Origin of the sequence: Brachyspira hyodysenteriae ATCC 27164 (assembly GCF_001676785.2) — a bacterium.
Taxonomy (GTDB): domain Bacteria; phylum Spirochaetota; class Brachyspiria; order Brachyspirales; family Brachyspiraceae; genus Brachyspira; species Brachyspira hyodysenteriae.
This window is the reverse complement of the sequence record NZ_CP015910.2, coordinates 2,184,878-2,211,133: the sequence shown is the minus strand read 5'-3', so window position 1 is coordinate 2,211,133 and position 26,256 is coordinate 2,184,878. Positions and strand designations below refer to the sequence as shown.

At 27.5% G+C, this 26,256-nt stretch carries 27 protein-coding genes; 23 read left to right on the top strand and 4 right to left on the bottom strand.

Annotated elements, in window-relative coordinates:
• Nucleotides 1-542 precede the first annotated feature (542 nt).
• From BHYOB78_RS09655 to BHYOB78_RS09615, 9 genes are all read left to right on the top strand, one after another.
• Entirely contained in the window at nt 543-1,001 is a 459-nt protein-coding gene (locus BHYOB78_RS09655; RefSeq protein ID WP_020063974.1) for an ankyrin repeat domain-containing protein, read from the top strand.
• 35 nt (nt 1,002-1,036) lie between these two features.
• Nucleotides 1,037-1,471 (top strand): ankyrin repeat domain-containing protein, encoded by a 435-nt coding sequence (locus BHYOB78_RS09650; RefSeq protein WP_020063973.1) that lies wholly within the window; start codon nt 1,037-1,039, stop codon nt 1,469-1,471.
• A 28-nt stretch (nt 1,472-1,499) separates the two neighbouring features.
• Nucleotides 1,500-1,922 carry an ankyrin repeat domain-containing protein gene (locus BHYOB78_RS09645; protein WP_020063972.1) on the top strand — a complete coding sequence of 141 codons (423 nt, stop codon included), beginning with the start codon at nt 1,500-1,502 and terminating at the stop codon, nt 1,920-1,922.
• Between the two features lie 138 nt (nt 1,923-2,060).
• Entirely contained in the window at nt 2,061-2,513 is a 453-nt protein-coding gene (locus BHYOB78_RS09640) for an ankyrin repeat domain-containing protein (protein WP_012670587.1), read from the top strand.
• A gap of 138 nt (nt 2,514-2,651) precedes the next feature.
• A complete protein-coding gene (locus BHYOB78_RS09635) occupies nt 2,652-3,143 on the top strand; it encodes an META domain-containing protein (protein ID WP_020063971.1) in 492 nt (163 codons plus the stop codon).
• Nucleotides 3,144-3,292: 149 nt separating this feature from the next.
• Nucleotides 3,293-3,883, top strand: a complete 591-nt coding sequence (locus BHYOB78_RS09630) for a hypothetical protein (RefSeq protein ID WP_012670585.1) — start codon at nt 3,293-3,295, stop codon at nt 3,881-3,883.
• A 41-nt stretch (nt 3,884-3,924) separates the two neighbouring features.
• Nucleotides 3,925-5,391, top strand: a complete 1,467-nt coding sequence (locus BHYOB78_RS09625; protein WP_020063969.1) for a LysM peptidoglycan-binding domain-containing protein — start codon at nt 3,925-3,927, stop codon at nt 5,389-5,391.
• A gap of 74 nt (nt 5,392-5,465) precedes the next feature.
• A complete protein-coding gene (locus BHYOB78_RS09620; protein ID WP_012670583.1) occupies nt 5,466-6,041 on the top strand; it encodes a peptidylprolyl isomerase in 576 nt (191 codons plus the stop codon).
• A 33-nt stretch (nt 6,042-6,074) separates the two neighbouring features.
• Nucleotides 6,075-6,566 carry a peptidylprolyl isomerase gene (locus BHYOB78_RS09615; protein WP_020063968.1) on the top strand — a complete coding sequence of 164 codons (492 nt, stop codon included), beginning with the start codon at nt 6,075-6,077 and terminating at the stop codon, nt 6,564-6,566.
• Between the two features lie 82 nt (nt 6,567-6,648).
• On the opposite strand, the gene BHYOB78_RS09610 is transcribed toward BHYOB78_RS09615, so the two are convergent.
• Both BHYOB78_RS09610 and BHYOB78_RS09605 read right to left on the bottom strand, forming a co-directional pair.
• Nucleotides 6,649-8,082: a sodium/glutamate symporter gene (locus BHYOB78_RS09610; RefSeq protein ID WP_020063967.1), complete on the bottom strand. Its 1,434-nt coding sequence runs from the start codon at nt 8,080-8,082 to the stop codon at nt 6,649-6,651.
• A gap of 41 nt (nt 8,083-8,123) precedes the next feature.
• Entirely contained in the window at nt 8,124-8,945 is an 822-nt protein-coding gene (locus BHYOB78_RS09605; RefSeq protein ID WP_012670580.1) for a SanA/YdcF family protein, read from the bottom strand.
• Nucleotides 8,946-9,099: 154 nt separating this feature from the next.
• Here BHYOB78_RS09605 and BHYOB78_RS13610 point away from each other — a divergent pair, with 154 nt between their 5' ends.
• The 12 genes from BHYOB78_RS13610 (at nt 9,100) to rpiB (ending at nt 20,073) form a co-directional block, all read left to right on the top strand.
• A complete protein-coding gene (locus tag BHYOB78_RS13610) occupies nt 9,100-9,240 on the top strand; it encodes a hypothetical protein (protein WP_020063966.1) in 141 nt (46 codons plus the stop codon).
• A 121-nt stretch (nt 9,241-9,361) separates the two neighbouring features.
• A complete protein-coding gene (gene ilvB, locus BHYOB78_RS09600; RefSeq protein ID WP_020063965.1) occupies nt 9,362-11,035 on the top strand; it encodes a biosynthetic-type acetolactate synthase large subunit in 1,674 nt (557 codons plus the stop codon).
• A gap of 18 nt (nt 11,036-11,053) precedes the next feature.
• Complete coding sequence (gene ilvN / locus BHYOB78_RS09595; RefSeq protein WP_012670578.1) at nt 11,054-11,581, top strand: acetolactate synthase small subunit; 528 nt, start codon at nt 11,054-11,056, stop codon at nt 11,579-11,581.
• A gap of 33 nt (nt 11,582-11,614) precedes the next feature.
• Nucleotides 11,615-12,610, top strand: a complete 996-nt coding sequence (gene ilvC, locus BHYOB78_RS09590; RefSeq protein WP_012670577.1) for a ketol-acid reductoisomerase — start codon at nt 11,615-11,617, stop codon at nt 12,608-12,610.
• 85 nt (nt 12,611-12,695) lie between these two features.
• Nucleotides 12,696-14,192: a 2-isopropylmalate synthase gene (locus BHYOB78_RS09585; protein ID WP_020063964.1), complete on the top strand. Its 1,497-nt coding sequence runs from the start codon at nt 12,696-12,698 to the stop codon at nt 14,190-14,192.
• A gap of 133 nt (nt 14,193-14,325) precedes the next feature.
• Complete coding sequence (leuC, locus tag BHYOB78_RS09580; RefSeq protein ID WP_020063963.1) at nt 14,326-15,573, top strand: 3-isopropylmalate dehydratase large subunit; 1,248 nt, start codon at nt 14,326-14,328, stop codon at nt 15,571-15,573.
• Nucleotides 15,574-15,629: 56 nt separating this feature from the next.
• Nucleotides 15,630-16,121 (top strand): 3-isopropylmalate dehydratase small subunit, encoded by a 492-nt coding sequence (gene leuD / locus BHYOB78_RS09575; protein ID WP_012670574.1) that lies wholly within the window; start codon nt 15,630-15,632, stop codon nt 16,119-16,121.
• A 3-nt stretch (nt 16,122-16,124) separates the two neighbouring features.
• Nucleotides 16,125-17,213, top strand: coding sequence for a 3-isopropylmalate dehydrogenase (gene leuB / locus BHYOB78_RS09570; protein ID WP_012670573.1), 1,089 nt, complete (start codon nt 16,125-16,127; stop codon nt 17,211-17,213).
• Between the two features lie 145 nt (nt 17,214-17,358).
• Nucleotides 17,359-17,595 (top strand): hypothetical protein, encoded by a 237-nt coding sequence (locus BHYOB78_RS09565; protein WP_012670572.1) that lies wholly within the window; start codon nt 17,359-17,361, stop codon nt 17,593-17,595.
• Nucleotides 17,588-18,301 (top strand): peptidoglycan editing factor PgeF, encoded by a 714-nt coding sequence (gene pgeF / locus BHYOB78_RS09560; protein WP_020063962.1) that lies wholly within the window; start codon nt 17,588-17,590, stop codon nt 18,299-18,301. Before BHYOB78_RS09565 ends, pgeF begins: the two co-directional genes overlap by 8 nt.
• A gap of 546 nt (nt 18,302-18,847) precedes the next feature.
• Complete coding sequence (locus tag BHYOB78_RS09555) at nt 18,848-19,555, top strand: acyl-[acyl-carrier-protein] thioesterase (RefSeq protein ID WP_020063961.1); 708 nt, start codon at nt 18,848-18,850, stop codon at nt 19,553-19,555.
• A gap of 68 nt (nt 19,556-19,623) precedes the next feature.
• Nucleotides 19,624-20,073 (top strand): ribose 5-phosphate isomerase B, encoded by a 450-nt coding sequence (gene rpiB / locus BHYOB78_RS09550; protein WP_028331291.1) that lies wholly within the window; start codon nt 19,624-19,626, stop codon nt 20,071-20,073.
• A gap of 69 nt (nt 20,074-20,142) precedes the next feature.
• Here rpiB and BHYOB78_RS09545 read toward each other — a convergent pair whose 3' ends face one another.
• Nucleotides 20,143-21,708 carry an ankyrin repeat domain-containing protein gene (locus BHYOB78_RS09545; protein WP_020063959.1) on the bottom strand — a complete coding sequence of 522 codons (1,566 nt, stop codon included), beginning with the start codon at nt 21,706-21,708 and terminating at the stop codon, nt 20,143-20,145.
• A gap of 326 nt (nt 21,709-22,034) precedes the next feature.
• Between BHYOB78_RS09545 and BHYOB78_RS09540 the strand changes: the two genes are divergently transcribed.
• Nucleotides 22,035-23,477 carry a DUF2971 domain-containing protein gene (locus BHYOB78_RS09540; protein ID WP_020063958.1) on the top strand — a complete coding sequence of 481 codons (1,443 nt, stop codon included), beginning with the start codon at nt 22,035-22,037 and terminating at the stop codon, nt 23,475-23,477.
• A 13-nt stretch (nt 23,478-23,490) separates the two neighbouring features.
• A complete protein-coding gene (locus tag BHYOB78_RS09535) occupies nt 23,491-24,129 on the top strand; it encodes a hypothetical protein (protein ID WP_020063957.1) in 639 nt (212 codons plus the stop codon).
• Nucleotides 24,130-24,510: 381 nt separating this feature from the next.
• Here BHYOB78_RS09535 and BHYOB78_RS09530 read toward each other — a convergent pair whose 3' ends face one another.
• Nucleotides 24,511-26,247 carry a protein-disulfide reductase DsbD family protein gene (locus tag BHYOB78_RS09530; protein WP_020063956.1) on the bottom strand — a complete coding sequence of 579 codons (1,737 nt, stop codon included), beginning with the start codon at nt 26,245-26,247 and terminating at the stop codon, nt 24,511-24,513.
• Nucleotides 26,248-26,256: the final 9 nt, after the last annotated feature.

Below are 26,256 nucleotides of genomic sequence, written 5' to 3'. Positions count from 1 at the left end.
ACTGACGAAGGAAGTTGTCAGCTAATAATCGGCGAGTTTATCACTAGCAATAATAAAAAAATGGCATTAAAGAAAATCACAAAGCATAGAAATAATTATAAGAAAATGAATGTTAAAAATAAGAAATAGTTTAAAGTGATAAACGAGCAGCTGATAACTGACGAAGGAAGTTGTCAGCTAATAATCGGCGAGTTTATCACTAGCAATAATAAAAAAATGGCATTAAAGAAAATTACAAAACATAGAAATAATTATAAAAAAATGAATGTCAAGAATAAGAAATAATTATATATGAATATAATTACTTGTTATGAATATGAATTATATTTTACAAAGATTATAAATTGTTTAAATATTATTTTATTTTGTTTATTTAAATATAAATATTATTCTAAAATGTCTATTATGTATAAATTTAGTTTACATATTATCTAAAATATTATTAAAAATGTAAAGTTTTAATAAATTTTATTTACATAAAATTGACAAATCCTTTTTGATCTATTATACTATTTTTTATATAGATTATACGGAGATTTTTTATGGAAAATTTTAATTATAAAATATTAATATTTTCATTTGTTTTGTTATTAATATTTTGCCTTAATGCATTTTCAAAAAGTAATATAGCTATTATTGATGCTGCCGGCAGAGGAGATATTAATCAAGTAAAATCACTTATAAACAATGGAGCTAATATCAATCAGCAGGATAGAGTAGGAGAGAATGCATTGATAGAGGCAGCTGAAGGCGGACATATAGAAATTGTTAAATTATTGATAGATAATAAAGTAAATTTGAATCTCAAAAGTAAATGGGGTAGAACTGCATTAATGAGAGCTTCTTCTAAGGGTTATGCTAATATAGTAAAGGTTCTTGTTGAAGCAGGTGCCGATTTGAATATTAAAGATAATAATAGAGGAAGAACTGCATTAACTTATGCTAATCAAAGAGGACATCAGAATATAGTAAAAATATTAAAATCTGCTGGTGCTAAATAAAGTTAACATATTTAAATAATTAAGGAGATATATTTATGAAAAAAATTTTAGCTTTAATTTTTATAATTAGTATTAGTGTTTTTGCTCAAAGGAAGATGACACCTTTAATGGAGGCTTTGGAGAGAAAAGATACTAAAAGAGCTATAGAATTAATAAACTCAGGTGTTGATCTTAATACAAGAGACAGACGAGGAGAAACTCCATTAATAGAGGCTGCAGAAGAGGGACTTCCTGAAGTAGTAAAGTTGTTGGTAAGTAAAAAGGTTAATTTGAATGATGTAAATAATAATAAGAGAACAGCTTTAATGAGAGCTGCCAGCAGAGGTTATGCAGATATAGTTTCAATTCTTGTAGATGCCGGAGCTAATATAAATCTTAAAGATAAATATGGTAAAACAGCATTAAGTTATGCTACCCAAAGAGGTCATCAAAGTATAATAAAAATATTAAAAGATGCAGGTGCTAAATAAAATTATAAAATTAAGGAATATGTTATATATGAAGAAAATCATTTTTTTATTAATATTTATTAGTGCAGTTTCATTTGCTGCTCAAAAAAGAAGTCCTTTAATGGATGCTTTGGAAAAAAGAGATACTAAAACAGCAATAGCACTTATAAATTCAGGGGTTGATATAAATACTAAAGATAGAATGGGAGAAACTCCATTAATAGAGGCATCAGAAGAAGGTCTTACAGAAGTTGTTAAAGTATTGATAGAAAAGAAAGCTAATTTAAACTTAGGAAATGTTAGAAATAGAACAGCTTTAAGCAGAGCCTCATATAAAGGTCATACTGAAATAGTACGTATGTTAGTGAATGCCGGAGCGGATAAAAGTATTAAAGATAAATATGGAAAAACTGCTTTGGATTATGCAATGGAGAGAGGGCATAAAGATATTGTTTCCATATTAAAAAAGTAGTTTATATTTCATTAAATTAACTTATAAAATTTATTTAATTTTTTTAAAAAATATTTGTATTAAAAATAAAAAATGACGATTTAATAATTGTAAGATCTTTATGTAAATTTGTTTATTTATTTGATATAGGAGTTTTTTATGAAATTAAATAATAAAATATTTTTATTTTTTATAATTCTATCATTATTTATTTGTAATAGTGCATTTCCTAAAAGCAATGTAGATTTAGTAAATGCTGCAGAAAATGGAGATATTAAAAAGGTAAGAGAGCTTCTAAGAGGCGGTGCTAATATTAATGAACAAGACTCTAAAGGAGATAATGCCTTAATAAAAGCATCAGAAAATGGACATTTAAAAATTATTGAATTATTGGTTCAGTATAGATGCAGTTTGAATCTTCAAAACAAAGATGGAAGAACAGCAATAAGCAAAGCATCAGAAAACGGACATATTAATGTTGTAAGGCTTTTAATTGATGCAGGTGCTAAAGTTAATGTTAAAGATAGAAAAGACAAAACAGCTTTGAGTTATGCTTCAGAAGAGAATCATAAAAATGTAGTTAGCCTTTTAAGAGCTGCAGGCGGTAAATAATTTTAAAGTTTTAATTATAAAATATAAAAAAAATAGCAATTTTTATTAAAATTACTATATATAACATTGATAATAAATTTTAATCATAATATAATTCTTTGCAAATTTAAAAAAATTTTGTAAAGGAAAAAAGAAAACATGAGAAAAATATTGCCATTAGTTCTTATTGTTATGGGAACACTATTTGCAGTATCATGCGGCGGTAATACTTCTAATACTACTGCAGAAAACACAACTACCGCTATAGAAGCTCCAGCAGCTACTGCTACAGTAATTACAGTTGATGATTTATTAGGAAAAGAGTATTCTCTTACTAATATGTATGAAGGTAAAGAAGTTACAATAGCTTTTTCTGATACTAATATGTTAGGCGGAAAATCAGCTGTTAATAACTATTTTACTGAGTTCTCATTAGACGGTAATAAATTAAAATTGAATGCTTTAGGTTCTACTAAAATGGCAGGTCCTGAAGAAGATATGGCTGTAGAAACAGAATATCTACAAATATTAAATGGTGCTGATACTATTTCTTTAGATGGAGATGTATTAACTATTACTACAACTTCAGGTACTAATTTAATTTATACTTTCAAAGGTAATGTAGAAGTAGCAAGTGAAAATGCCAATTAATTAACACTATCTATATTATTAGAGCAAGATAATATTTTATATTATCTTGCTTTTTTATTTTAAATTTTTAATAAACTATTGACTTTTATATTGAGTAGTATAATATAAATGTATATTTCTGTTTTTTAGATAAAATATTTGGAGTGATTATGAAATTAAAGAAATATATTTTTATACCGCTAGTATTTTGTTTGATTATCGTTATATCCTGTTCAGAGAGTATGCCTTTAAAGGAATATAAAGATGCAACTACTTTAAGAGATAAAGCTATAAAGTATGATTTGCAAAACTATTCTAAAGAGGAATTTGATATAGCTGAAGCAAATTATTCTGAAGCTATGATACTTATAGATGAGAATAAAGATTCAGCAAAAGTAAAAGAGCTTCTTACAACTGCATCAAATTCATATCAGACAGTATTGAATGACGGACTTCCTCAGTATGCTGAAGTTTTAAAAAATGAAATATCTCTAGAGAGAGTATATTCTAAAGAAGTAAAAGCATATAGAGTAGATAAAGAAAATTATGAATTTGCAGAACTTAATTATATAAATGCATTGTCAGCTTTAAGCACAAACAATTATGAAGAAGCTGTAAGTTGTTTTTTAAATGCTAAGAAATATCATCATAAAGCTTATTTTACAACTAAAATAAGATACGATGAAAGCACAAGAGGAATAAAAGAAGCTGAAGATAAAATTAGACAGATTGAAGAATTAGAAAGATCATCTTCCAAGTAAATAACCTTACTTTAATTATAAAAAATTAATGGAGAAAAAATATGAAAAAGGGATTATTTTTATTTATCTTATTAACATTTTCTTGTTTTTTGTATGCACAAGAAACAAATGAGTTAGTTTTACCTCCTGAATTGCCAGCAGATTTGCCTGCTAGTATAAAGGAAAGCGATGATTATAAATTGGCACAAAGATATAGAGAAATGGCTATAGATGCTCATAGTGTAGGTGATTATAATCAAAGTATAGAGTATTCAAGACAGAGTAAAGAATATTCTGATAAAATCATATTAAGATATGGTGTTTATGAATATGTTTTAAATAGTCAGAGAGATGCAGAAAGAAAACTTAGCTTATTCAAAGGAGTTGGCGGAGATACTAATGAATTGACAACTTCTTTATATGAAGAATCTGTTACTGATATTAATTCAGCACATAGCATGCTTGAAGCATCAACTAACAGCACTGATTATACTAATACTATGCTCGAATATAATAAGTCAGCTGAAAAATCTGAATTGGGCTATAATGTTCTTGCTATAGATTTAAGAAGAGAATATTTAATGAGTGAATCAGTATTAACTAATGGAGATAATAATGATACACAAATTACAAATTTAAGAGATGAATCTAAAAATGCATTAAGCAGCGGAGATTATACTAATTCTTTAACAAAATCAAGAGAGGCTATGAATATACTTGATATGTTAGAAGCTCCGTTAGCTTATGCTAAAGCTCAGGATTCTATGGATAAAGCTAAACAAGATGGTTTCAATAATAGTAAACCTAATTTATATACAGAAGCTTTAAAATCATTATCTTCAGCAGGTGAAACTTTGATAGCTAATAATTACACTGATTCTTTAATGCATTCTAAAAATGTTATCAGCTTAGTTAATTCAATGGAAAGTACATCTGGAGATATAGGTACTACTGAAGAAGTAATAGTAACAGATGGAACAGTATTCCCTCAATATTATATAGTTCAGTCTAGAAGAGCTAATACAGATTCTTTATGGCGTATAGCTTCTTATGATTTCATTTACGGTAATGGTAATTTATGGAGAAGAATATATGAAGCTAATAGAGATACTATAAAAGATCCTAATGTTATAAGAGCTGGACAAAGATTGGTTATACCTAGTCTTAAAGGTGAAACAAGACAGGGAACTTACAGCACTAACCAAACTTACGGAAATATAACTACTTTCTCTACTAACCAAATAGAAGGTAATATAATTATAGAAGATGAAGAAGCTATGGAAGCACAAGCAGAGCAGACAGAAGAAACTGTTATAGATGAACAAACTGATACTGCTGATGAAAATGCAGAAATGACAGAAGATACAACAACTGCTGACGAAAATGCAGAAATGACTGAAGACACAGCATCTACTGATGAGAATACAGAAATGACTGAAGATACAGCAGCTACTGATGAGAATACAGAAATGACTGAAGATGATACAACAGTTACTGATGAGACAGCAGCAGAAGAAGGAAATCAATAATATAAAAATTGATATAAATTTATAAAAAATAATTACGAATATTATTGAAGAATTATAATTAAGAGGTAGATATTTTGGGTAAAAAATTAAAAATCATTATTATTTCATTGTTGGGTGTGATTATATTCGGAACTGTACTTATAGCACAAAAGCCGAAAGCTTCAAAAGAACATTTATTTATAGAAACAAATTTTGGTACTATAGAAATAGCTTTCTTTCCTGAAAAAGCACCAAAACATGTTGAGGCTATAAAAAAGCTTGCTAATGAAGGTTTTTATAATGGAACACTTTTCCATAGAGTAATACCTGGTTTTATGATTCAGGGCGGAGATCCTCTAAGTAAGCAGCCTAACAGATCTTTGCATGGTACAGGCGGTCCTAATTTTGTTATACCTGCAGAGTTTAATGATGTTTCTCATAAAAGAGGAATATGTTCTATGGCTAGAGGAGCTAGTATAAATAGTGCTGGTTCTCAATTCTTTATCTGTGTAGCTGACAGCCCTTTCTTAGACGGACAATATACAGTATGGGGAGAAGTTGTTAGCGGTATGGATGTTGCTGATAAAATAGTGGCATTAAAAAGAGATGCTAATGATAACCCTTTAGAGCCTGCTAAAATGAATAGAGTTTATGTTAAAACAGTTAATTAATTTATTTTTTATAAAGGAAAATAGGAAATTAAAATGAAAGAACATTTATTTATTGAAACAGATTATGGTACTATAGAAATAGAATTCTATCCTGAAATAGCACCAAAACATGTTGAGGCTATAAAAAAACTTGCTAATGAAGGTTTTTATGATGGAATAAGATTTCATAGAGTAATACCTAGATTTATGATACAAGGCGGAGATCCTGTAAGTAAAGACGCAACAAAAAGACATTTGCATGGTACAGGCGGTCCTGGATTTAATATTCCTGCTGAATTTAGCGATAAGCCTCATAAAAGAGGTATATGTTCTATGGCTAGAAGTCAGCATCCTGACAGTGCCGGTTCTCAGTTCTTTATCTGTGTAGCTGATGCTCCTCATTTGGACGGACAGTATACAGTTTGGGGAAATGTTGTTAATGGTATGGATGTTGCTGATAAAATTGTTTCTTTAAAAAGAGATCATAACGACAACCCTATGGAAAATTCTACTATGAACAAAGTTTATGTTAAAGAAGTAGAATAATATTTAATAACTTAAAAATAATAAAGACGAAGCCCAATATTGAGTTTCGTCTTTATTATTTTATAATTTTTTAATTATTTTATTATTGCTTAACCGACTTTTTATGAACGAAGTAAACAGCAAATGCTATAATCAAATAAATGGCTGAAGTTATTAATGCGGTTATAAGATTATCCCAAGTTGAACCTACAGCCAAAACCGTATTAAGTATAGGCACTACTAATAAACCTGTAACAGACATCAAAGAAAATCCTAGAGAAAACTCTGTAAGTGCTGGGCTTTTATATTCAGGATCGCATATTTTTAAAAGAGTCATTCCTGTTATTAAAACTCCTGTCAAAGTACCCCAAGAAATTATAGCTCTTTCAAAAGCATAATCATCTTTAAATAACATGTTATTAAATATAAATACTATCAAATAAGTAAATACAAATCCAGCTACACACATAACTATTATAGGTGCTATATAATGTATTATTGCTTTTATTGGAAGACTTGTTATTGCTGATACTATAGCAAAGTCGCTTAATGTACCTATGATTTTTGCTTTTACTTTAGCATCTACCATCCAAGATAATTTCAATTTTTTTATTATCATATTTAAAGCAAACATTATAATCATAGAATAAGTCCAAACAGGAAGAACATCTAATCCATGCACTTTTAATTTTTTAATGAAGTTTAAAACTATAAAAGCAAGTCCGCATACTGCAAATATAACAGCCAAATGAAAAGTTATAGTTTCTATAGAGCTGCTTAAAAAAGTTTCTCTTCCTAAACTAGCCTGCTTGCTTATATCATTATTGTATCCTACTTCCATATTTTTATCTATTTTATTTATATTTTGATTGTCTTCATTTTCATTAACTACTTTTTTTATAACATTGGTTTTATTTCTTCTTACAGCAATATTAATGAATATTATTCCAAATATCATTCCTCCAACAAGTCCTATTGTAGCGGTAGTTAGAGCAACTCCCTGAGCTATTTCCCATTGAGGTATTCCAAAACCTTCAAGTAATTTTCCTGTAGCAGCGGCAAGTCCATGTCCTCCTGCAAATCCGGCTGAAAGTTCATATCCGAAAGTTCTATACATATTTATATCAGGATTTATTTTTGTAAATAGTATATTAGTGGCATATCCTATTGCAGATTGAAACATGCTTGCACATTGAAATATACCAAATGCTATTAAAACTTTTGTGGGGTAAAGTGATTTTATACTTTTTGTTTCGTTTAAAAACATACCCAAAGGAATAGCAGCAAATATAGGTATTGATAATATTCCAGGAAGAAGCGAATAGGTTTTTATCCATTCAGAAGATATTGAATAGTTTGAAAATTTACCCAATATTTCAGGAGATATTAGAAGACCTATGAATCCTCCTATTACGGAAGCCGGCAGATATAATTTTTGAAACAGCTTTATTTTTGCTCTTAAAAACACACCTATAAGCAGCAGTACCGATAATAGAGATAATGATTGCAGCAATTCTGTTAATAATTTAGATGTCATATTTCTTTCCTTAAAAATGAATGTTTTTATTTTTTAGTATTTTATAATTGTTTAATTTTTGATTTATCGAGTTTATTGCTTTTATCTATTATAGTATCTTCTCTTTCTTCTATTTTAATAATATCTCCATAGAATTTAGGCGGTCTGTTCAATAATATATCAACAAACATTAAAGCTCTTGCTCCTAATTCTCTTGGAAATTGTCTTACTCTATAAAGTTTTCTAACATTATTGGCATTATATGCTATTGCATTAATATTTTTTTGTCTTGCTATTAGTATTGCTCTTTCATTATGAAAAGGCTGGGAAACTATTGTGAAATTTGTAAGTTCAAAAACTTTATTAGCTCTTATAATAGAATCTCTTGTTCTAAATCCGGCAAAGTCTAAAAATATATGTTTTTTATTTACACCTAATTTTATTAAATCAAGACGCATTTGTCTTGGTTCATTATATGATTTATATCTATTATCTCCACTTACAAGTATATATTTTACCTTTCCGCTTTTATATAATTCATAAGCTGCTTCCATTCTGAATTGAAAATACATATTAACCTGTCCGTTATGCAGATATTTGCTTGTTCCTAATACCAATGCAACATCATTATATGGTATTTCTTCTATTGATGAATATATATATCTTTTTGAATATAATGAAACAGATGAATACAATATTACTGCAGATATAAGAGATAGAATAATAATTTCAGGAAGAAAAGTAAAAAGAGAAATAAAAATAAGAAGTATATAATTTATAATTTTATATATACTGCTTTTATTTTCTATTCTATTTTCAATTATTCTTTTATTATTTTTAATATTTAATATTTTATTTTTGTATCTATTTTTTAATATCTTCATAAAACCTGCAATGTCATTGTTTTGATAGTATACTAAATTAATTTATATTGTCAATTACTATTAATGATAAAAGTTAAGAAAAAATTGATTTTAAGTATTGCAATATTACTCAAAAATATTATAATATTTAGCAAATATAATAAGGAGAATAAAGATGAATACATCATCTGCTAATGGTATGAATGCTGTTTTTGATGATACAGCTCCTGCTTCTAATTTTTATAAACAAAATAAATCTTCAAAAACTATTATTTTCCTAAATATTCTCCTCTCAATTCTTCTCATTATCCTGTAATATTATAATCTATTTTTTATAAAATACATTATTTGATTGAATACATTTAAAAATATAATTTCTATAAGTAGAAATACTAATAAGAAAATTAAAAAGGCTATAAAATATAAGGAGTTATTTAATGAAGTTAAACGGTTCTGATATAATAATGGAAGTTCTAATAGAGGAAGGTGTTGATACAGTATTTGGTTATCCGGGAGGTGCGGCTTTATTTATATATGATGCTATCTATAAATATAGAGATAAAATTAAACATATAATGCCTGCAGATGAAACAGGAGCTTGTCATGCAGCAGACGGTTATGCAAGAGCAAGCGGAAAAACAGGAGTAGTAATCGCAACAAGCGGACCAGGGGCTACTAATTTAGTAACACCTTTGGCAACAGCATATATGGATAGTGTTCCTTTGATTGCTATAACTGCTAATGTACCTGAAAGTTTGATCGGTAAAGATTCATTTCAAGAGGTTTATATTGCAGGTATTACAATGCCTATTACAAAACATAATTTTGTAGTTAGGGATATTAATGATTTGGCAGATATAATAAGAAAATCATTTGTTATAGCAAATACAGGAAGAAAAGGACCTGTTTTAATAGATATACCTAAAAATTTTACATTCACTGAAACAGAATTTACAAGAAAAGAAAAATTTGTTCCCAAGCATGTAAAAATAAGTGCTGAAGATGAAAAAACTATAGAAGAAGTAGCAAAATTAATAAATGAATCAAAAAGACCTATCATATATTTTGGAGGCGGTGCTAAAGATTCAAGCGATAAATTAAGAAAGTTTATGATTAACTCTAATATACCTTCAGTGCATACATTAATGGGAGCAGGAGTATTAGGATATAATGAAAAATTAAATATAGGACTTTTGGGAATGCATGGTTCTGCCACAGCAAATAAGGTTATGAATGAAGCTGATTTGATACTTGCTGTTGGAACTAGATTCAGCGATAGAGTTGCTTTGAATACTTCAAAGTTCGGAGGTGTTGCTAAAAAAGTTCATATAGATATTGATAGAAGTGAAATTAATAAAAATGTTCATGTTGATTATAGTATAATAGGCGATTTGAATGATGTATTGGATAGATTTAATAAACTTGTAAAAAGGGTACAAGATGATGAATGGGTAAAATATTTATCTGATTTAAGAGCCAAAGAAATTAAAGAAGATTCAGACAGAAACACAAATAAAGATGGTATTTATCCAAGTAAAGTTATGGATATAATAGGTGAAAAAACTAAAGACGATGCAATTTATGTTACAGATGTAGGACAGCATCAAATGTGGGCTGTTCAATATATAAGACATACCAAACCAAGAAGTTTTATAACAAGCGGAGGTTTGGGAACTATGGGATTCGGATATGGTGCTGCTTTAGGTGTTCAGGTGGCTAAGCCAAATAGAAGAGTAATACATATAACAGGAGACGGATCTTTTTATATGAATTTAAATGAAGTAGCAACAGCAGTTGAATACAATTTGCCTGTTATAACAATTATACTTAATAACAGTACATTAGGTATGGTTAGACAATGGCAGACTATATTTTATGATAAAAGATATTCAAGTACAGATATAAATAAAAAAATGGATTATGTTAAAGTTGCTGAAGGTTTCGGTGCTAAGGGATTTAGATGCGAAACTATAAAAGAATTTGAAACAGCTTTTGAAGAGGCTTTAAAATGCAAATGTCCTGTTTGGATAGAATGTGTTATAGATAAAGATTTGAAAGTTTTACCTATGATTCCAGCCGGCGGTACTATAGATGATATAATAGTAGATTAAAAACAGTAGGAGTAAAAAATGAATAAGAAACAAAGAAGAGTTTTAGTTTTATTTGTAGATAATAGTTCAGGTGTATTAAATAGAATAACTTTATTATTCAGTCAAAAAGGTTTTAATATAGAAACAATCACTTGTTCTGTAACTTGTGTGCCTAGTATATCAAGAATGACTATAGTAACAGAAGGCGATGATACTCAGATATCTCATATTATGAAACAGACTTCAAAACTTATAGAAGTTCATTCAGTACATTTAATAGATCATTCTAATAGTATAATAAGAGATTTATTATTGGTAAAAATAGAAATTAATGATAAAAATAAGCGTGAAGCTTGTAATATAACAAATGCTCATAACGGACTTATACTTGATATAGGAAGTAAAAGTATGATAGTTGAACTTAATGCTTCTGTATCTGTGATAGACGGATATTTAGAGTCATTAAAGAATTTCAATATTTTAGAGCTTTCAAGAACAGGCGTAACTTCAATACAGCTTGGAGATGAAGTTCCTGATATGAATATAATCAACAATTTTGAATTTTAATAAATAATAATATAAGTTAAAGGAGAAATTAAAATGATAAAAAAATATTATGATGCTGATTGTAATCTAGGTTTGTTAGATGGTAAAACTATAGCTATAATGGGATACGGCAGCCAAGGACATGCTCATGCTCAGAACTTAAAAGACAGCGGAATGAATGTAATTGTAGGACTTAGAAAAGACAGTGCAAACTGCAAAAAAGCAGAAGAAGCTGGATTTAAAGTAATGGAAGTAGAAGAAGCTGCTAAGCTTGCTGATATAGTAATGATGCTTGTTCCTGATGAGGTTTCAGCTGATATATACAATACTCAAGTTGCACCTCATATGAAAGAAGGAAATGTATTAATGTATGCACACGGATTTAATATTCATTTCCAATTTGTAGTTCCTGCTAAAAATATAGACGTTATTATGGTAGCACCTAAAGGACCAGGACATACTGTAAGAAGTCAGTATTTAGAAGGAAGAGGGGTACCTAGCTTGATTGCTGTTTATCAGGATTTCAGCGGAAGAGCAAAAGATTATGCTTTAGCTTATGCTTCAGGAATAGGTGCAGGACGTGCCGGTATATTAGAAACTACATTCAGAGAAGAAACTGAAACTGATTTATTTGGTGAACAAGCTGTATTATGCGGCGGTGTTACTGAATTAATGAAAGCAGGATTCGATACTTTAGTAGAAGCAGGTTATGAACCAGAAATGGCTTATTTTGAATGTATACATGAAATGAAATTGATTGTTGATTTAATATATTCTGGCGGATTTGCTATGATGAGATATTCTATTTCAAATACTGCTGAATATGGTGATTACAGAACAGGCAGAAGAATGATCACTGAAGAAACTAGAAAAGAAATGAAAAAAGTATTAAGAGAGATACAAGACGGTACTTTTGCTAGTGAATTTATTCAAGAGTTTAGTGCAGGCCGCAAAGCTAAATTTAATGCTACTAAAAAATTAGAAAGCGAGCATAAATTAGAGAAAGTCGGTGCTGAATTAAGAAAGATGATGAGTTGGATTAAAAAGTAATTTTTATTCATACTCTATGTATAATTAAATATTTTTTAATAAAGTATTTAATTATACAAGTGTTTATTTTATAAGGGTTTTAACAATGAGAAAGATTAAGATTTTTGATACTACTTTAAGAGATGGAGAACAATCTCCTGGTTGTACTATGAATTTGGCTGAAAAATTAGAAATGGCAGCTGAATTGGATAAATTAGGCGTTGATGTTATAGAAGCAGGATTTGCTATATGTTCTGATGATGACTTCAATGCTATAAGAGAAGTTAGCAAAGTTGTAGAGAATGCTAAATTGGCTAGTTTGGCAAGATGCAATAAGAAGGATATAGACAGAGCTTATGAATCTCTTGCTGATGCAAAACATCCTATGCTTCATACATTTATAGCTACTAGCGATATACATTTAAAGCATAAACTAGAGATGACCAGAGAGCAGGTATTAGAAACCATAAAAGAATCTGTTTCTTATGCTAAAACTAAATTTGAGTTTATAGAATTTTCTGCTGAAGATGCATCAAGAAGCGATAGGGAATTTTTAGCTCAGGCTTATTCTACTGCAATAGAAAACGGTGCTACTACAATAAATGTTCCTGATACTGTTGGTTATACTACTCCATTAGAAATGGCTGATTTGATAAAGTATTTAAAAGAGAATGTTAAAGGTATAGAAAATGTTGATATATCTGTGCATTGTCATGATGATTTAGGACTTGGTACTGCTAATTCTTTATCTGCTGTTTTAGCTGGAGCTACTCAGGTAGAATGTACTATTAATGGTATAGGGGAACGTGCTGGTAATGCTAGTTTGGAAGAAATTGTAATGGGCATTAAAACTAGAAAAGATTTTTATAATGCTTATACTGATATTAATACTAAAAGAATTTATAAAATTTCAAAATTATTATCTACAATTTCAGGTATGGTAGTTGCTCCTAATAAGGCTATAGTTGGTGCTAATGCTTTTGCTCATGAGGCAGGTATACATCAGCATGGAGTTTTGAAAGAGCGCTCTACTTATGAGATTATGAATGTTGAAGATATAGGAATACCTCAGAATAAAATGGTATTAGGAAAACATTCTGGAAAACATGCTTTTAAAGACAGAATTGAATCTTTAGGTTATGATATTGATGATAAGGCTTTAGAGGATAAATTTATAGAGTTTAAGGCTTTAGCTGATAAGAAAAAAATAGTGACAGATTCTGATATAGAAGCATTATTGATAGGTAATAATGATTCAGATAATCCTATTTATACATTAAATGGTTTTGTTGTTAATGACGGTAATTCAATATCTTCTTTGGCTACAGTATCAATTATGGATAATCAAAATAATGTTGTTGAAGGAATAGGAAAAGGAAACGGACCTATTGATGCTGCATTCGGTGCTATAGACTCTATTACTTCCAATAAAGCTAAATTGGTTAATTATAGTATTAATGCTATTACAGAAGGCGAAGATGCTTTGGGAGAGGTTATTGTAAAATTAGCTTCTGATGATAAAACTGTTATTGGAAGAGCAGTAAGTACAGATATTATTGAAGCTAGTTTGAGAGCTTATGTTAATGGGTTAAATAAATTATAATAAATTTTATAGGGCTATACAATTAAAAGATTGTAAAAGCCCTTTTTATGATATAATTATATCCCATTTTTTATTAAAAAATAAGCATAAATATTTATGTTTTTTATCTGCAAATTAATTTAAGGATACGAATATGACTATTACTCAGAAAATTTTAGCTGCACATGCCGGCGTAGAAAAAGTAGAGGCAGGCGAACTTATTATGGTTAAAACTGATTTAGTTTTAGGAAATGATATTACAAGTCCTGTTGCTATCAATGAATTTGAAAAGTATGGTTTTGATAAAGTTTTTGATAAAGAAAAGATAGCTTTGGTTATGGATCACTTTGCTCCGAATAAAGATATCAAAGCTGCAGAGCAATGCAAACAATGCAGAGATTTTGCTAATAAATATGATATTTCAAATTATTATGATGTTGGAGATATGGGAGTTGAGCATGCTCTTTTACCTGAAAAAGGATTAGTTGCACCTGGTGAAGTTATAATAGGAGCTGACTCTCATACTTGTACTTATGGAGCTTTCGGAGCTTTTTCTACAGGAGTAGGAAGTACAGATATGGCTGCTGCTATGGCTACAGGACAGGTTTGGTTCAAAGTTCCTTCTGCTATTAAATTTAATCTTAAAGGAAAATTAAAACCAAATGTATCTGGTAAAGATGTGATACTTCATATTATAGGTATGATAGGAGTTGACGGAGCTTTATATAAATCTATGGAGTTTAGAGGTGAAGGAGTTTCATCTCTTACTATGGACGATAGAGCTTGTATTGCTAATATGGCTATTGAAGCAGGTGCTAAAAACGGAATATTTGAAGTTGATGATCAAACTATAGAATACTTAAAAGATATAGTAAAAAGAGATTATACTGTTTTCAAAGCTGATGATGATGCAGTTTATGATAAAGAATATGATATTGATTTATCTTTAATAGAGCCTACAGTGGCATGTCCTAATTTACCAGAGAATACAAAAGAAGCTAAAGAACTAAAAAATATAAAAGTTGATCAGGTAGTTATAGGTTCTTGTACTAATGGAAGATTATCTGATATGGCTACAGCTGCTAATATTTTAAAAGGAAAGAAAGTGGCTAAGGGTGTAAGATGTATAGTTATTCCTGCTACTCAGAAAGTTTATAAAGAATGTATAAAATTAGGTTATATGGATATATTTATTGATGCAGGATGTGCAGTATCCACTCCTACATGTGGACCTTGTTTAGGCGGATATATGGGAATACTTGCTCATGATGAAGTTGCTGTTACTACAACTAATAGAAACTTTGTTGGAAGAATGGGTGATAAAACTTCAAAGGTATATTTAGCTAGTCCTGCCACTGCTGCATATAGTGCAATAACAGGTTATATAACAGAGCCTAAATAATAAATCACTGTTTTTTATATATATATTAAATATTATATTTTTAATTAGGAGATAATATGAAAGCTAAAGGTTTCGTTCATAAATACGGAGACAATGTTGATACAGATGTTATAATTCCTGCAAGATATTTAAATACTGCAAATCATAAAGAATTAGCAGCACATTGTATGGAAGATATTGATAAAGATTTTGTAAAGAAGGTAAAAACAGGAGATATAATGGTAGGAGGGGATAATTTCGGATGCGGTTCTTCAAGAGAGCATGCTCCTATTGCTATTAAAGAATCCGGAATATCTTGTGTTATAGCATCTTCTTTTGCTAGAATATTTTATAGAAATTCGATTAATATAGGACTTGCTATATTAGAATGTGATGAGGCAAGCAAAAAAATAAGCGACAATGATGAAGTTGAAGTTGATTTTGATAATGGTTTGATAAAGAATATTACTAAAAATGAAACTTATAAAGCAGAGCCTTTTCCTGAGTTTATAAAAAAGATTATTAACTCTAATGGGCTTTTAAATTCTATAAAAAATTCTAAGGGGTAATTAATGGAAAAGAATATTGTTGTTATTAAGGGTGATGGAGTAGGTCCTGAAGTAGTAGATAAGGCTATTGATGTACTTAATAGAATAGCTGAAAAATATTCTCATAAATTTAATTTGGAATATGTTGATATGGGTGGATGTTCTATAGATAAATATGGAGTTCCGCTTACAGAAGAAAATTTAGAAAAATGTATAAAATCCGATTCTGTACTTCTTGGTTCTGTAGGAGGCCCTAAATGGGATAATGTTGCTCCTGAAAATAGACCTGAAAGAGGATTATTAAAACTTCGCAAGGGAATGGGATTATATGCCAATATAAGACCTACAAAAATATTAAAATCTTTAGAATATGCTTCTCCTCTTAAAGAAACTATATGTAAGGATATGGTTGATTTTATCATGGTTAGAGAGCTTACTGGAGGAGTATATTTTGGCGAGCATAAATTTGAAGTAGTTGATGGAGTAAGACAAGCTACAGATCTTATGCTTTATACAGAAACAGAAATTAAAAGAATAGGAAAGGTTGCTTTTGAATTAGCTAGAAATTTAAAAAGACCTTTAACTTCTGTTGATAAAGCTAATGTACTTCATACTTCTAAATTATGGCGTGAGGTTATGAATAATTTAGCTAAAGAGTACAGTGATGTAAAATATAATGATATGTATGTTGATAATGCTTCTATGCAGATTGCTTCAAATCCTTCTCAGTTTGGAGTTATAGTAACAGAAAATATGTTTGGAGATATACTTTCTGATGAAGCTAGTGTTATTACAGGATCTATAGGTATGGCTCCTTCTGCTAGTTTATCTGATGGAAGTGTTGGTATGTATGAGCCTATACATGGTTCTGCTCCGGATATAGCAGGTAAGGATTTAGTTAATCCTATAGGTACAATACTTTCTCTTGCTATGATGTTTAGATATTCTTTTAAAATGGAAAATGAGGCTGAAGATATAGAAAAAGCTGTTTATAAGGCTATAGATGACGGTTATAGAACTGCAGATATAATGCCTAAGCATAATATGATGACTTATTTATACAAACAGGTAAAATGTTCTGAAATGGGTGATATAATAGTATCTAATATATGATTATAATCTTATTAACAAGGGGTATAAAACATTTTAAACCTCTTGTTAATTAAGACTTCATAATATTGTTCAATTTATACTTGACAATTCATTTATAATGTACATAATAAATATTATATATTAAATAAATAGAGGGTTTGTAGAAGTGGAATATACTGATAAAGAGATCATTTTGGAATTGCAGGAAGATAATAAACTGCTTTCTTCTAAAATAGATATCTATAAAGAAGAGATAAATGAATTGAAGCAGAAATTAGAGTACGCAAAGAAATTTTTTACTTTATACGAAAATATAATGGAGCAGTCTAGAAACGAAACTAAAGAATTAACTATAAAAGTAAAAGAATTAGAAGAAGAAATTAGAAGATTGAAGAATGAATAATATTTTTTATCCGTCTGAAAATGATAATAAAAAAATATATATAGCTATACTATCTAAAGGAAATATTAATGCTCATGATATTACTTTAGAATATAGAGAAAATGCTGAAAAAGATTTTTTTAAATATATTAATTTTGATATAAACAAAGCTGTCTTTATGCATCAAGTTCATAAAGATAATATAGTAAAAATAGATGAATCTAATATCAATTTATTTGGAAGCAGAGAAAAATTAGTTAAAGATACTGATGCTTTGATAACCAATCTTAAAAACATTCCTTTAATAGTTCAGACAGCAGATTGTGTTCCTATAATACTTTATTGTGATGAAAGTAAATCTATGGCAGCTATACATTCTGGCTGGAGAGGAACTGTTCAGAATATTACTGCAAAAACTATAGATTTAATGAAAAAAGAATATAATGCCAATCCTTCAAAAATGTATGCTTATATAGGGCCTTATATAGCTCAAAAAGATTATGAAGTAGGTGATGAAGTAGCAGAGCATTTCAAAAATAAAGGTATGATTAATGATAAATGGCATATTGATAATGGTTTAGAAATAAAAGATCAGATTATTGAATGCGGTATCTTAGAAAATAATATTGAGATTTCTAAAATAAATACTTATGATGATATTTGTTATTCTTACAGACGAGATGGTGTTCAGGTGGGAAGAATGCTTACTCTTGGTGTAATTTTATAAATTCTTTTTTAATTTCTAAATCGCACGTTGAATAAATCTAATAATTTAAAATAGTTCATTTTTAAAATTTCATTAATTAGAAAAATTATATTAATCGTGCGGTAAATTCAGTATTTAATCTAATCAAAACTTGGGCGGGATTTCTTTTTTCTTTGTAAATTAATAAAGATAAATATAGTTAAAATATTAAATGAATCTATGAATTTAAAGGGCGGGATATGTAAGTAGATTTTAAATTTTACTTTCATTCCCCACCCTTAATATTTAATGATTTATTTTGAATTTATAGTTTTATTTATTTTTATAACTTAAATATGAATTATAGATGCCCACCCTAGAGTTTTTTAAATTTAAAGCACTATCAACGCACGATTAAATTTTTATATATAAAATTAGCGTATTAAATAATAGAGTTTTCATTATATAAGAAATAAACTAACCGTGCGGTATATATGAAATTACCATTATTTAATAGCTTTGACAATTATAATTTTAGTATTATAATATTTGAATTATATTAATTAAATTTAAGAAAAGGTATTATTTATGTATGAAATGAAAACAATTGTAGGAACAAGTCAGATTGATAAAGATGGACTTTTAAAAACATCATCAATATTTGATCTTATGCAGGACTGTTCTTTTTTTCAATTAGATTCAGAAGAGGATCTTACAAAATATTTTAATGAAAACAATGTGAGTATGTTTTTGGTATCTAGGCAAGTTGATATATATAAACTTCCAAAGTATAGCGATAAAGTTATAGTGCGTACTTATGTTTATGAATGTAATGAGGCTTATGGTTATAGAAATACTGTTATATATGATGAAAATTATAATGAACTTGCTATTTGCTATGCTATAGGCGGATTTGTAGATTTATCTAATGGTAATTTGATTAGAGTGCCTTCATCATTTATAGAAAATTTTAAATTTGATAATAAGCAGGAAATGAATTATTTACCTAGAAAAATAAAAGTTGACAATAATTTATTAGAAGAAGTTGACAGATTCAAAGTAAAAAAATATTTTATAGATGATAATAATCATGTGAATAATGCAAGATATATTGATATGGCAATAGATTATGTTGATGATTATTATAAAAGAATAAGAATAGAATACAGAGTGCCTGCCGCTTTAGGAGATACTATTGTTGTAAAGAAAGCTGTAATTGACGATAAGGTTTTATTAAAGTTTGACAGTGAGGATAATAAAACTTATGCTATATTAGAGTTTTCTTATAGTTTATAATTAATTTTACTTTGTTGCTTTTAATTGATTATTATAATAATAAAATATATATGAAGGAAATAAAAACTATGAAAATTGCTATAGGCTGTGATCATTCAGCTGTTGATTTGAAAAAAGAGATAATAAAATATTTAGAAGAATTAGGACATACTGTTACTGATTTTGGTACGCATACTACAGAAAGTGTTGACTATCCTATATATGGAAAAAAAGTTGCAGATGCTATTGTAAGCAAAGAATGCGAATGCGGTGTTTTAATATGCGGAACTGGTATAGGCATTTCACTTGCTGCTAATAAAGTAAAAGGTATAAGAGCTGCAGTTTGCAGTGAGCCTTATTCTGCTAAACTTTCCAAACAGCATAATAATTCTAATATTATAGCTTTCGGTGCTAGGGTAGTGGGTGTTGATTTGGCTAAGATGATAGTAAAAGAATGGCTTGATGCTGAATATGAAGGCGGAAGGCATGCCAGAAGAGTTGACTTGCTTACAAAAATAGAGAACGGCGAGGAAATTTAATTTTTTTATTAGGTAACATAATATAAAGGGCTTTGAATTTTTAATTGACTTAAAGCCCTTTATTGTTTTTTATTTATTGTATTCTTCTATTAAATTATTAAAGAAACCTCTTTCTAAATCAATAGCTTTTATTCTGCTTGTGTGATTAAATTTAGCAGCATCTATCTTATAATAATGCTTTTCTTCGTTCTCATCTGACAGATCATACTTAGAAGAAAATTTATCAAAATAAAAATCATTATTTTCTATTATAAATGTATAATAATATACACTGTCATCATTGATTGCTTCTATTGTAATGTAATTTCCTGATGAAGCAATATCATAAATTTGTGAGTAATAATCATTTTGTATTGGATAAAATCCTGTTATAAACTGTGCTTTATTTTCATCGTTTTTATCTCTTTTCCATATAGTTGCATAATTAAAATATTTATCGTTTACTTCAAAATCATGTACATATTTTTCCATTGATATAAGATTTTGTACATATTCTTCATTTAATATACGACTTTGTATTAAAATATATTTTTCATTATTGTTTGTAAATTCAGTTTGTGAGGCAGGTGAATAAATATAGCTAGTATCTGCATATTTAAAAGTTTGAGATATTTTATTTAATATTCTTATCATCAAATCTTCATTATTATTTCCAGTGATAACAGTATTAATTAAATTTGTAGGACTTAAAACAGGAAAATTTTCCATCAATACAAAAGATATATGAGGATCATCAGTATGAATACTTTCTAATTCTTCTGTATCTTGAAAGCAGTGAATAGTAATATCAGCATTTTTCTCTTTTAAATAATCCATAATATCATACTTTTCATAATAGGCACTATACATTAGAGGAGTTCCCACATAACCATCACTCATTCTGTTTATGGAATTGATATCAGCACCAAGTTTTAAAAATAATCTTACTAAATCTAAATTATCATTTAAAATAGCTTTAAATAATAAGTCGCTTTGCAATTTATAATCTATATCAGAAAAATAATAACCTGCAGATTCTAATTTTCTAATTAATTTTGATATTAAATTATAATTATTATTTTCTGAGTTAATCTTATTATGTACTGTTTGATAATCAAAATTAACTCCGCTATCTAATAAATAATCTATAATCTCATCAGTATAATTATAATTTAGTATTTCAGTATCATCTAAACTAATGCCATGTTCAACAAGCCATTTCACTAAATCATTATAAGCATAATTTTTATAATCAAGTTTCTGCATTAAAGTCAATATACTGTTTCCATCTTCATCTTCGCTATTTATATCTTCCAAAAGTAAATCTTTAATATTCTGCATTTTTTGTTTTTCTTCTTCTCTTCTTTCTTTTTTGGAATTATCGGATATTCCATAATCTGCTAATTCTGCATCAATAGTTTTGTATAATATCTCATCAATTTCTGCTTCTGTATATGCTTTGATAGGATATATATTTTTAAATTCTATTTTTTTCTTTCTTGTTGGAGTTGTTTGCTGACTTATAATTTGATTTGTATTTTGAGTGGTATTGTTAGTGATTGTTATGTTTGCTGTTGTATTGTTTTGTGTGTTATTAGATTTGTTACTACAGCTTATTAAAATGCTTAAAGCTGTAATTAATATAATTTTTTTCATAAACTTTCCTTTAACTTTCTTTGTATTAAAATATTTTAGGCATTATACTAATAATTTTTAAATTGTCAATTTTTATGTTGTTCTTTTGCCAATCTCATGAATTATGGACTTTGTTTATTCACTTCTAGGCTGACTAACTCATATTAAATTTATAACGTTTTTTATTAGTAGTTGTTTACCCAATTAGGGTATATATAGTGGGTTGATAATTTTTTATGTGAATTTATAATTGTAATGTAATGATATTAAATTGATTTTTAGGTTTTATGGGTTGAGTGATGAAGAGATAAAAATTATAGAAAATAAATAATATTTAGGAAGATATAATGCATAATTTCTATATATGTAAAGCAATATCTAATTATAATAATTATTCCGAAGCTTTACCATATTTTAATAAAGCTTTAGAATATCTTGATTCTATATATGATAAATCTGATATTGTTTATAAAAAACTTTATATTAGAACATTATTTGAAAGAGGAAAATTTTATTCATTTCATTATAAATTTAAAATGGCATTAAAAGATTTTTTTCAAGCTATTAATATTTTTGAAACTAATAACATTATTGATACAAATTTGTTATATAATATATATTGTAGTATAGGGTTAGAATATTCATCTATAAATAAAATTAATAAAGCTAATAAATATTATAATAAGGCAATAAATTTAGCAGAGGATTTTTCTAAAGCCTATGCTTTAAAAGGAAATTTATACTATAAGAAAAAATTATATGAAAAGGCTTTAAAATACTATAATATATCAATTAGAAAAGGTTATTTTAAATCATATTATGATAAATCTCTTATATATTTTTTGAAAAAAAATTATAAAAAAGCTTTAGAAATGATAGAAATATATTTTACGAATCAAATTGATAATGATAAAATGAATTGTATATGTTATTATCATAGAGGATTATATAAATGTTTTCTTAATAACTATCAAGATGGATATAATGATTTTTTAGAAGGTTTAAAGATGTATAATTCATCTACAAAAATACTATTTGATATTATTATGATAATTTATAAGAACAGTAATGAAGAATTTAAAAATATATTTGATGAATTGTTGAAAATAATATTTATAGAAGATTTTAAACTAAAAAATAATAATTACATCATTGATAATAACTTATTATACAAATACAAAAAAATAGATATTAATTTATTAAAACTAATATCAAATAATAATAATAAAGTTAATAATATTAGATTAAGTAATTTTAATTATTTTAATGACCCAGCTGACCCTTTAATAAAATTGAATAAAGAAGCTTTTGAAGCTATAGAAGAATATACGAATGATATTAAGATATACTCTTTAAGTAGTGAATATAATAATTTTCTTATGTGGAGTCATTATGCTAATGAACATAAAGGAATTTGTGTAGCTTACGATATTAGCAATATTAATGAATATAATAATATGATTTTGAAAAAAGTTAGATATACTAATAGTGTTGTATTAGGTGAGTATGAACATATATTTGATAATTACGCATTAAATTTGGAAAGTTATTTTATATCATTATTTTATTTAAAGCATAAAAATTGGCAGTATGAAAATGAATATAGGATTATTGCTAATACAAAAGAGGAATATATTTATTTACCAATTAAGGCTATTTATTTTGGAATGAATTCAAGTGATGATGATATTAAGTTAATAAAAAGTTTAGTTAAAGATGATACTATAAAATTTTATAAAATGAAGTCTGATGAAAATAATTTGTTTAATTTAATAGCTGAAAAAATATAAAAAGGATTTTATTATGGAAGATAATAAAAAAGATGTAAGTAAAATTGTATGGAGTGATATTGCAAACATTTTGCTATCAAAATTACCTTGTGGAGATATTTTATCATACTTTTTGAATTTAAATGATAGATTGAAGAGAAAACAATTGGAAGATTTTATTGAGTTATTTATTGAAAGGTTGAAAGAATTAAATATTCCAGTTGATAATATAGAAGCAGGAGAAGATTTTTTATATTCTATGGATTTAGTATTGCAAAATGTTGTAAAAAATAAATCTGAATATAAAATGAAAATATTTAGAGATATTCTTGTTAATCAAGTTTATAATGAAAATTTATTGGATACCGAATTGTTAAATACATTTCTTGATATAATATCCAAAACTTCAGATATAGAGATAGCTATTTTAAATGAATTTTATTTATTTTATAAAAATATAAAACCTGATAGAAATTATATACATTCTAAAATTAGAGATAAATTTACTCAATTAACTAATGAACAATATATTTTTTATTTGCAAAATTTAACATATAAATGTTTGTTATATGATGATGGTATGAATAAATATGATACTAGGCCATTTGAAATTATGAAAATAACAGATTTTGGTAAAAGTTTTATTGATTTTATAATGGCTAGTAATAAGTAAATATTTAATGTGTTCAGCCGCACTTATAGATGGTGTTTGATAATGTTTTTCAATACCGTTCGGAATGCCACTACAACCAGAACCTATATCCTCAATAAACTCGTATACGCTTCGCGAACAACTGCCTTTTTAACCTAAAACTAGTGGATTACACCATATTTAATACATATTCTTAAAATATTAAGCTGTAGTATGTGCGTTTTCGCGAAGCGTGCCTGCGGCAGCAACTTTGACGAAGTCCGCAGAGCGTGTGCGGCAAAAAAGTTGATAATTATATATAAAGTGCATCAGTTGACAAACTTAAAAATTTTTAGTACATATGGCAAAGTAATAAATTTTCTATATCATTTAGTTTTACATAAATATAATCATTATATAAAATTATTTATTAATTACTTTCTCTAAATCTTCTTTTATACTCAAAGCCATTTTGTCATCGAAACTTGAAAATGAATTTTTTGTGTATAATATGTTCTTGTTGCTGTCAATAACTATTATCCAAGGAAGCCATTTAACATTATACTCATCAGAAATATTTTTGTATTTATCAACATCAACTTCAGTGAAAATCAAATTATCATCTATGAATTTTTTTAGTTCTTCATTTACGAATACTTTCTCTTTAAGCTCATAACAATTCGCACACCAAACAGCAGAGAAATCTATTAGTATAGGTTTGTTGTTTTGTTTTGAAAGCTCTAATGCTTCATTGTATGATATCATATTTGAAACTTCATTCTTTTGTTTTATAAATCCATAAGTACAGCCTAATGCTATTGATATAATTACTACAGAAACGAATATTTTTATCTCTAATGCACTTAACATAGCAGATTTGTTTTTAATTATGTAAACTAATACGGCAAATACTAATATTGTAACTGAGGCAAGTATATAACTTATTTTATTAAATCCTAAAACTCCAAAAAGTATATTAGCATAATAGAAACTTATTATCATCATTAGGAAAGTGAAAATATATTTAACATATACCATCCAAGTTCCAGCCTTAGGCATTTTTGTAAGTATTGAAGCAAATGTACCAAGAATGAATAATACAGAAGCGAACCCCAAAGCATAAACGGCCATGTATAGAGTAGCAAATACAGGATTAAGAAAACCTATTTCTAATATAACCGCTATTATAGGAGCAGCACAAGGAGTGGCAACTATTCCAGCAAGAAGTCCCATTATATATTTATGGAATATTGATTGATTTTTTTTAGCGTACGCATTTGTTTTTGCAGACTGTAAAAATGAAGGAGCTTTAATCTCATAAAATCCAGCCATTGAAAATGTAAAGTATAAGAATAATAATACTAATATGGTTAAAACAATAGGATTATATCCAATACTTCCAAATAGAATAGTTTTATGAAAAGCAAATCCAGCCACAGAAACTACAGCACCTAAAAGAGTATAAGTTGTGATTACACCTAATGCAAATAAAAGTGAAGCTAATACACTTGATTTTTTATTGTTTTTTTCATCTGTTGTAGTTCCTAAAATAGATACCGTAATTGATAGTAGGGGATAGGTACAAGGCAAAAGTACAGATGCAAGTCCAGCAGCAAATATTAAAATTAAAGTTATAAATATATTGTCGCTTCCTTTTATATAGTTTTCTATAGAAGTAGCATTCTCTGGTTTTTCATCTGTTATAATATTATTTGGTATATCAATTTCTTCTCCATATATCACTTTACTTTGAGGCTGTAAGCATACATTATCTTTTGCTGAACATAATTGATATGTTGCTTTTATAAAGTTAATTTTATTTATATCAATATCATTTAATATAAACTCTTGTTCTCCTTTTATTATAGTATCATCATGATATTTTTCGCCTTTTGGGTAAGTTGTATTTATTTGTTTGTTGTCTGCAAAGAATAAAATTTTATTTGCTATTTTTGACTCTAAATATGCATAATAATTATTTGGTATGATTGCTTTTACTATTAATTTGTTATTGTTTGTATCTAAACTAAAATTAATTTCAGGGTTTTTATTTAATGAATCAAATTGGTTTAAATTTAGTAGATTATTATTTTGAGCAAAAGATATATATGCTGTAATGAAAATTGTAATTATTATGTATCTTAATATTTTTATATTCATTGATTATCC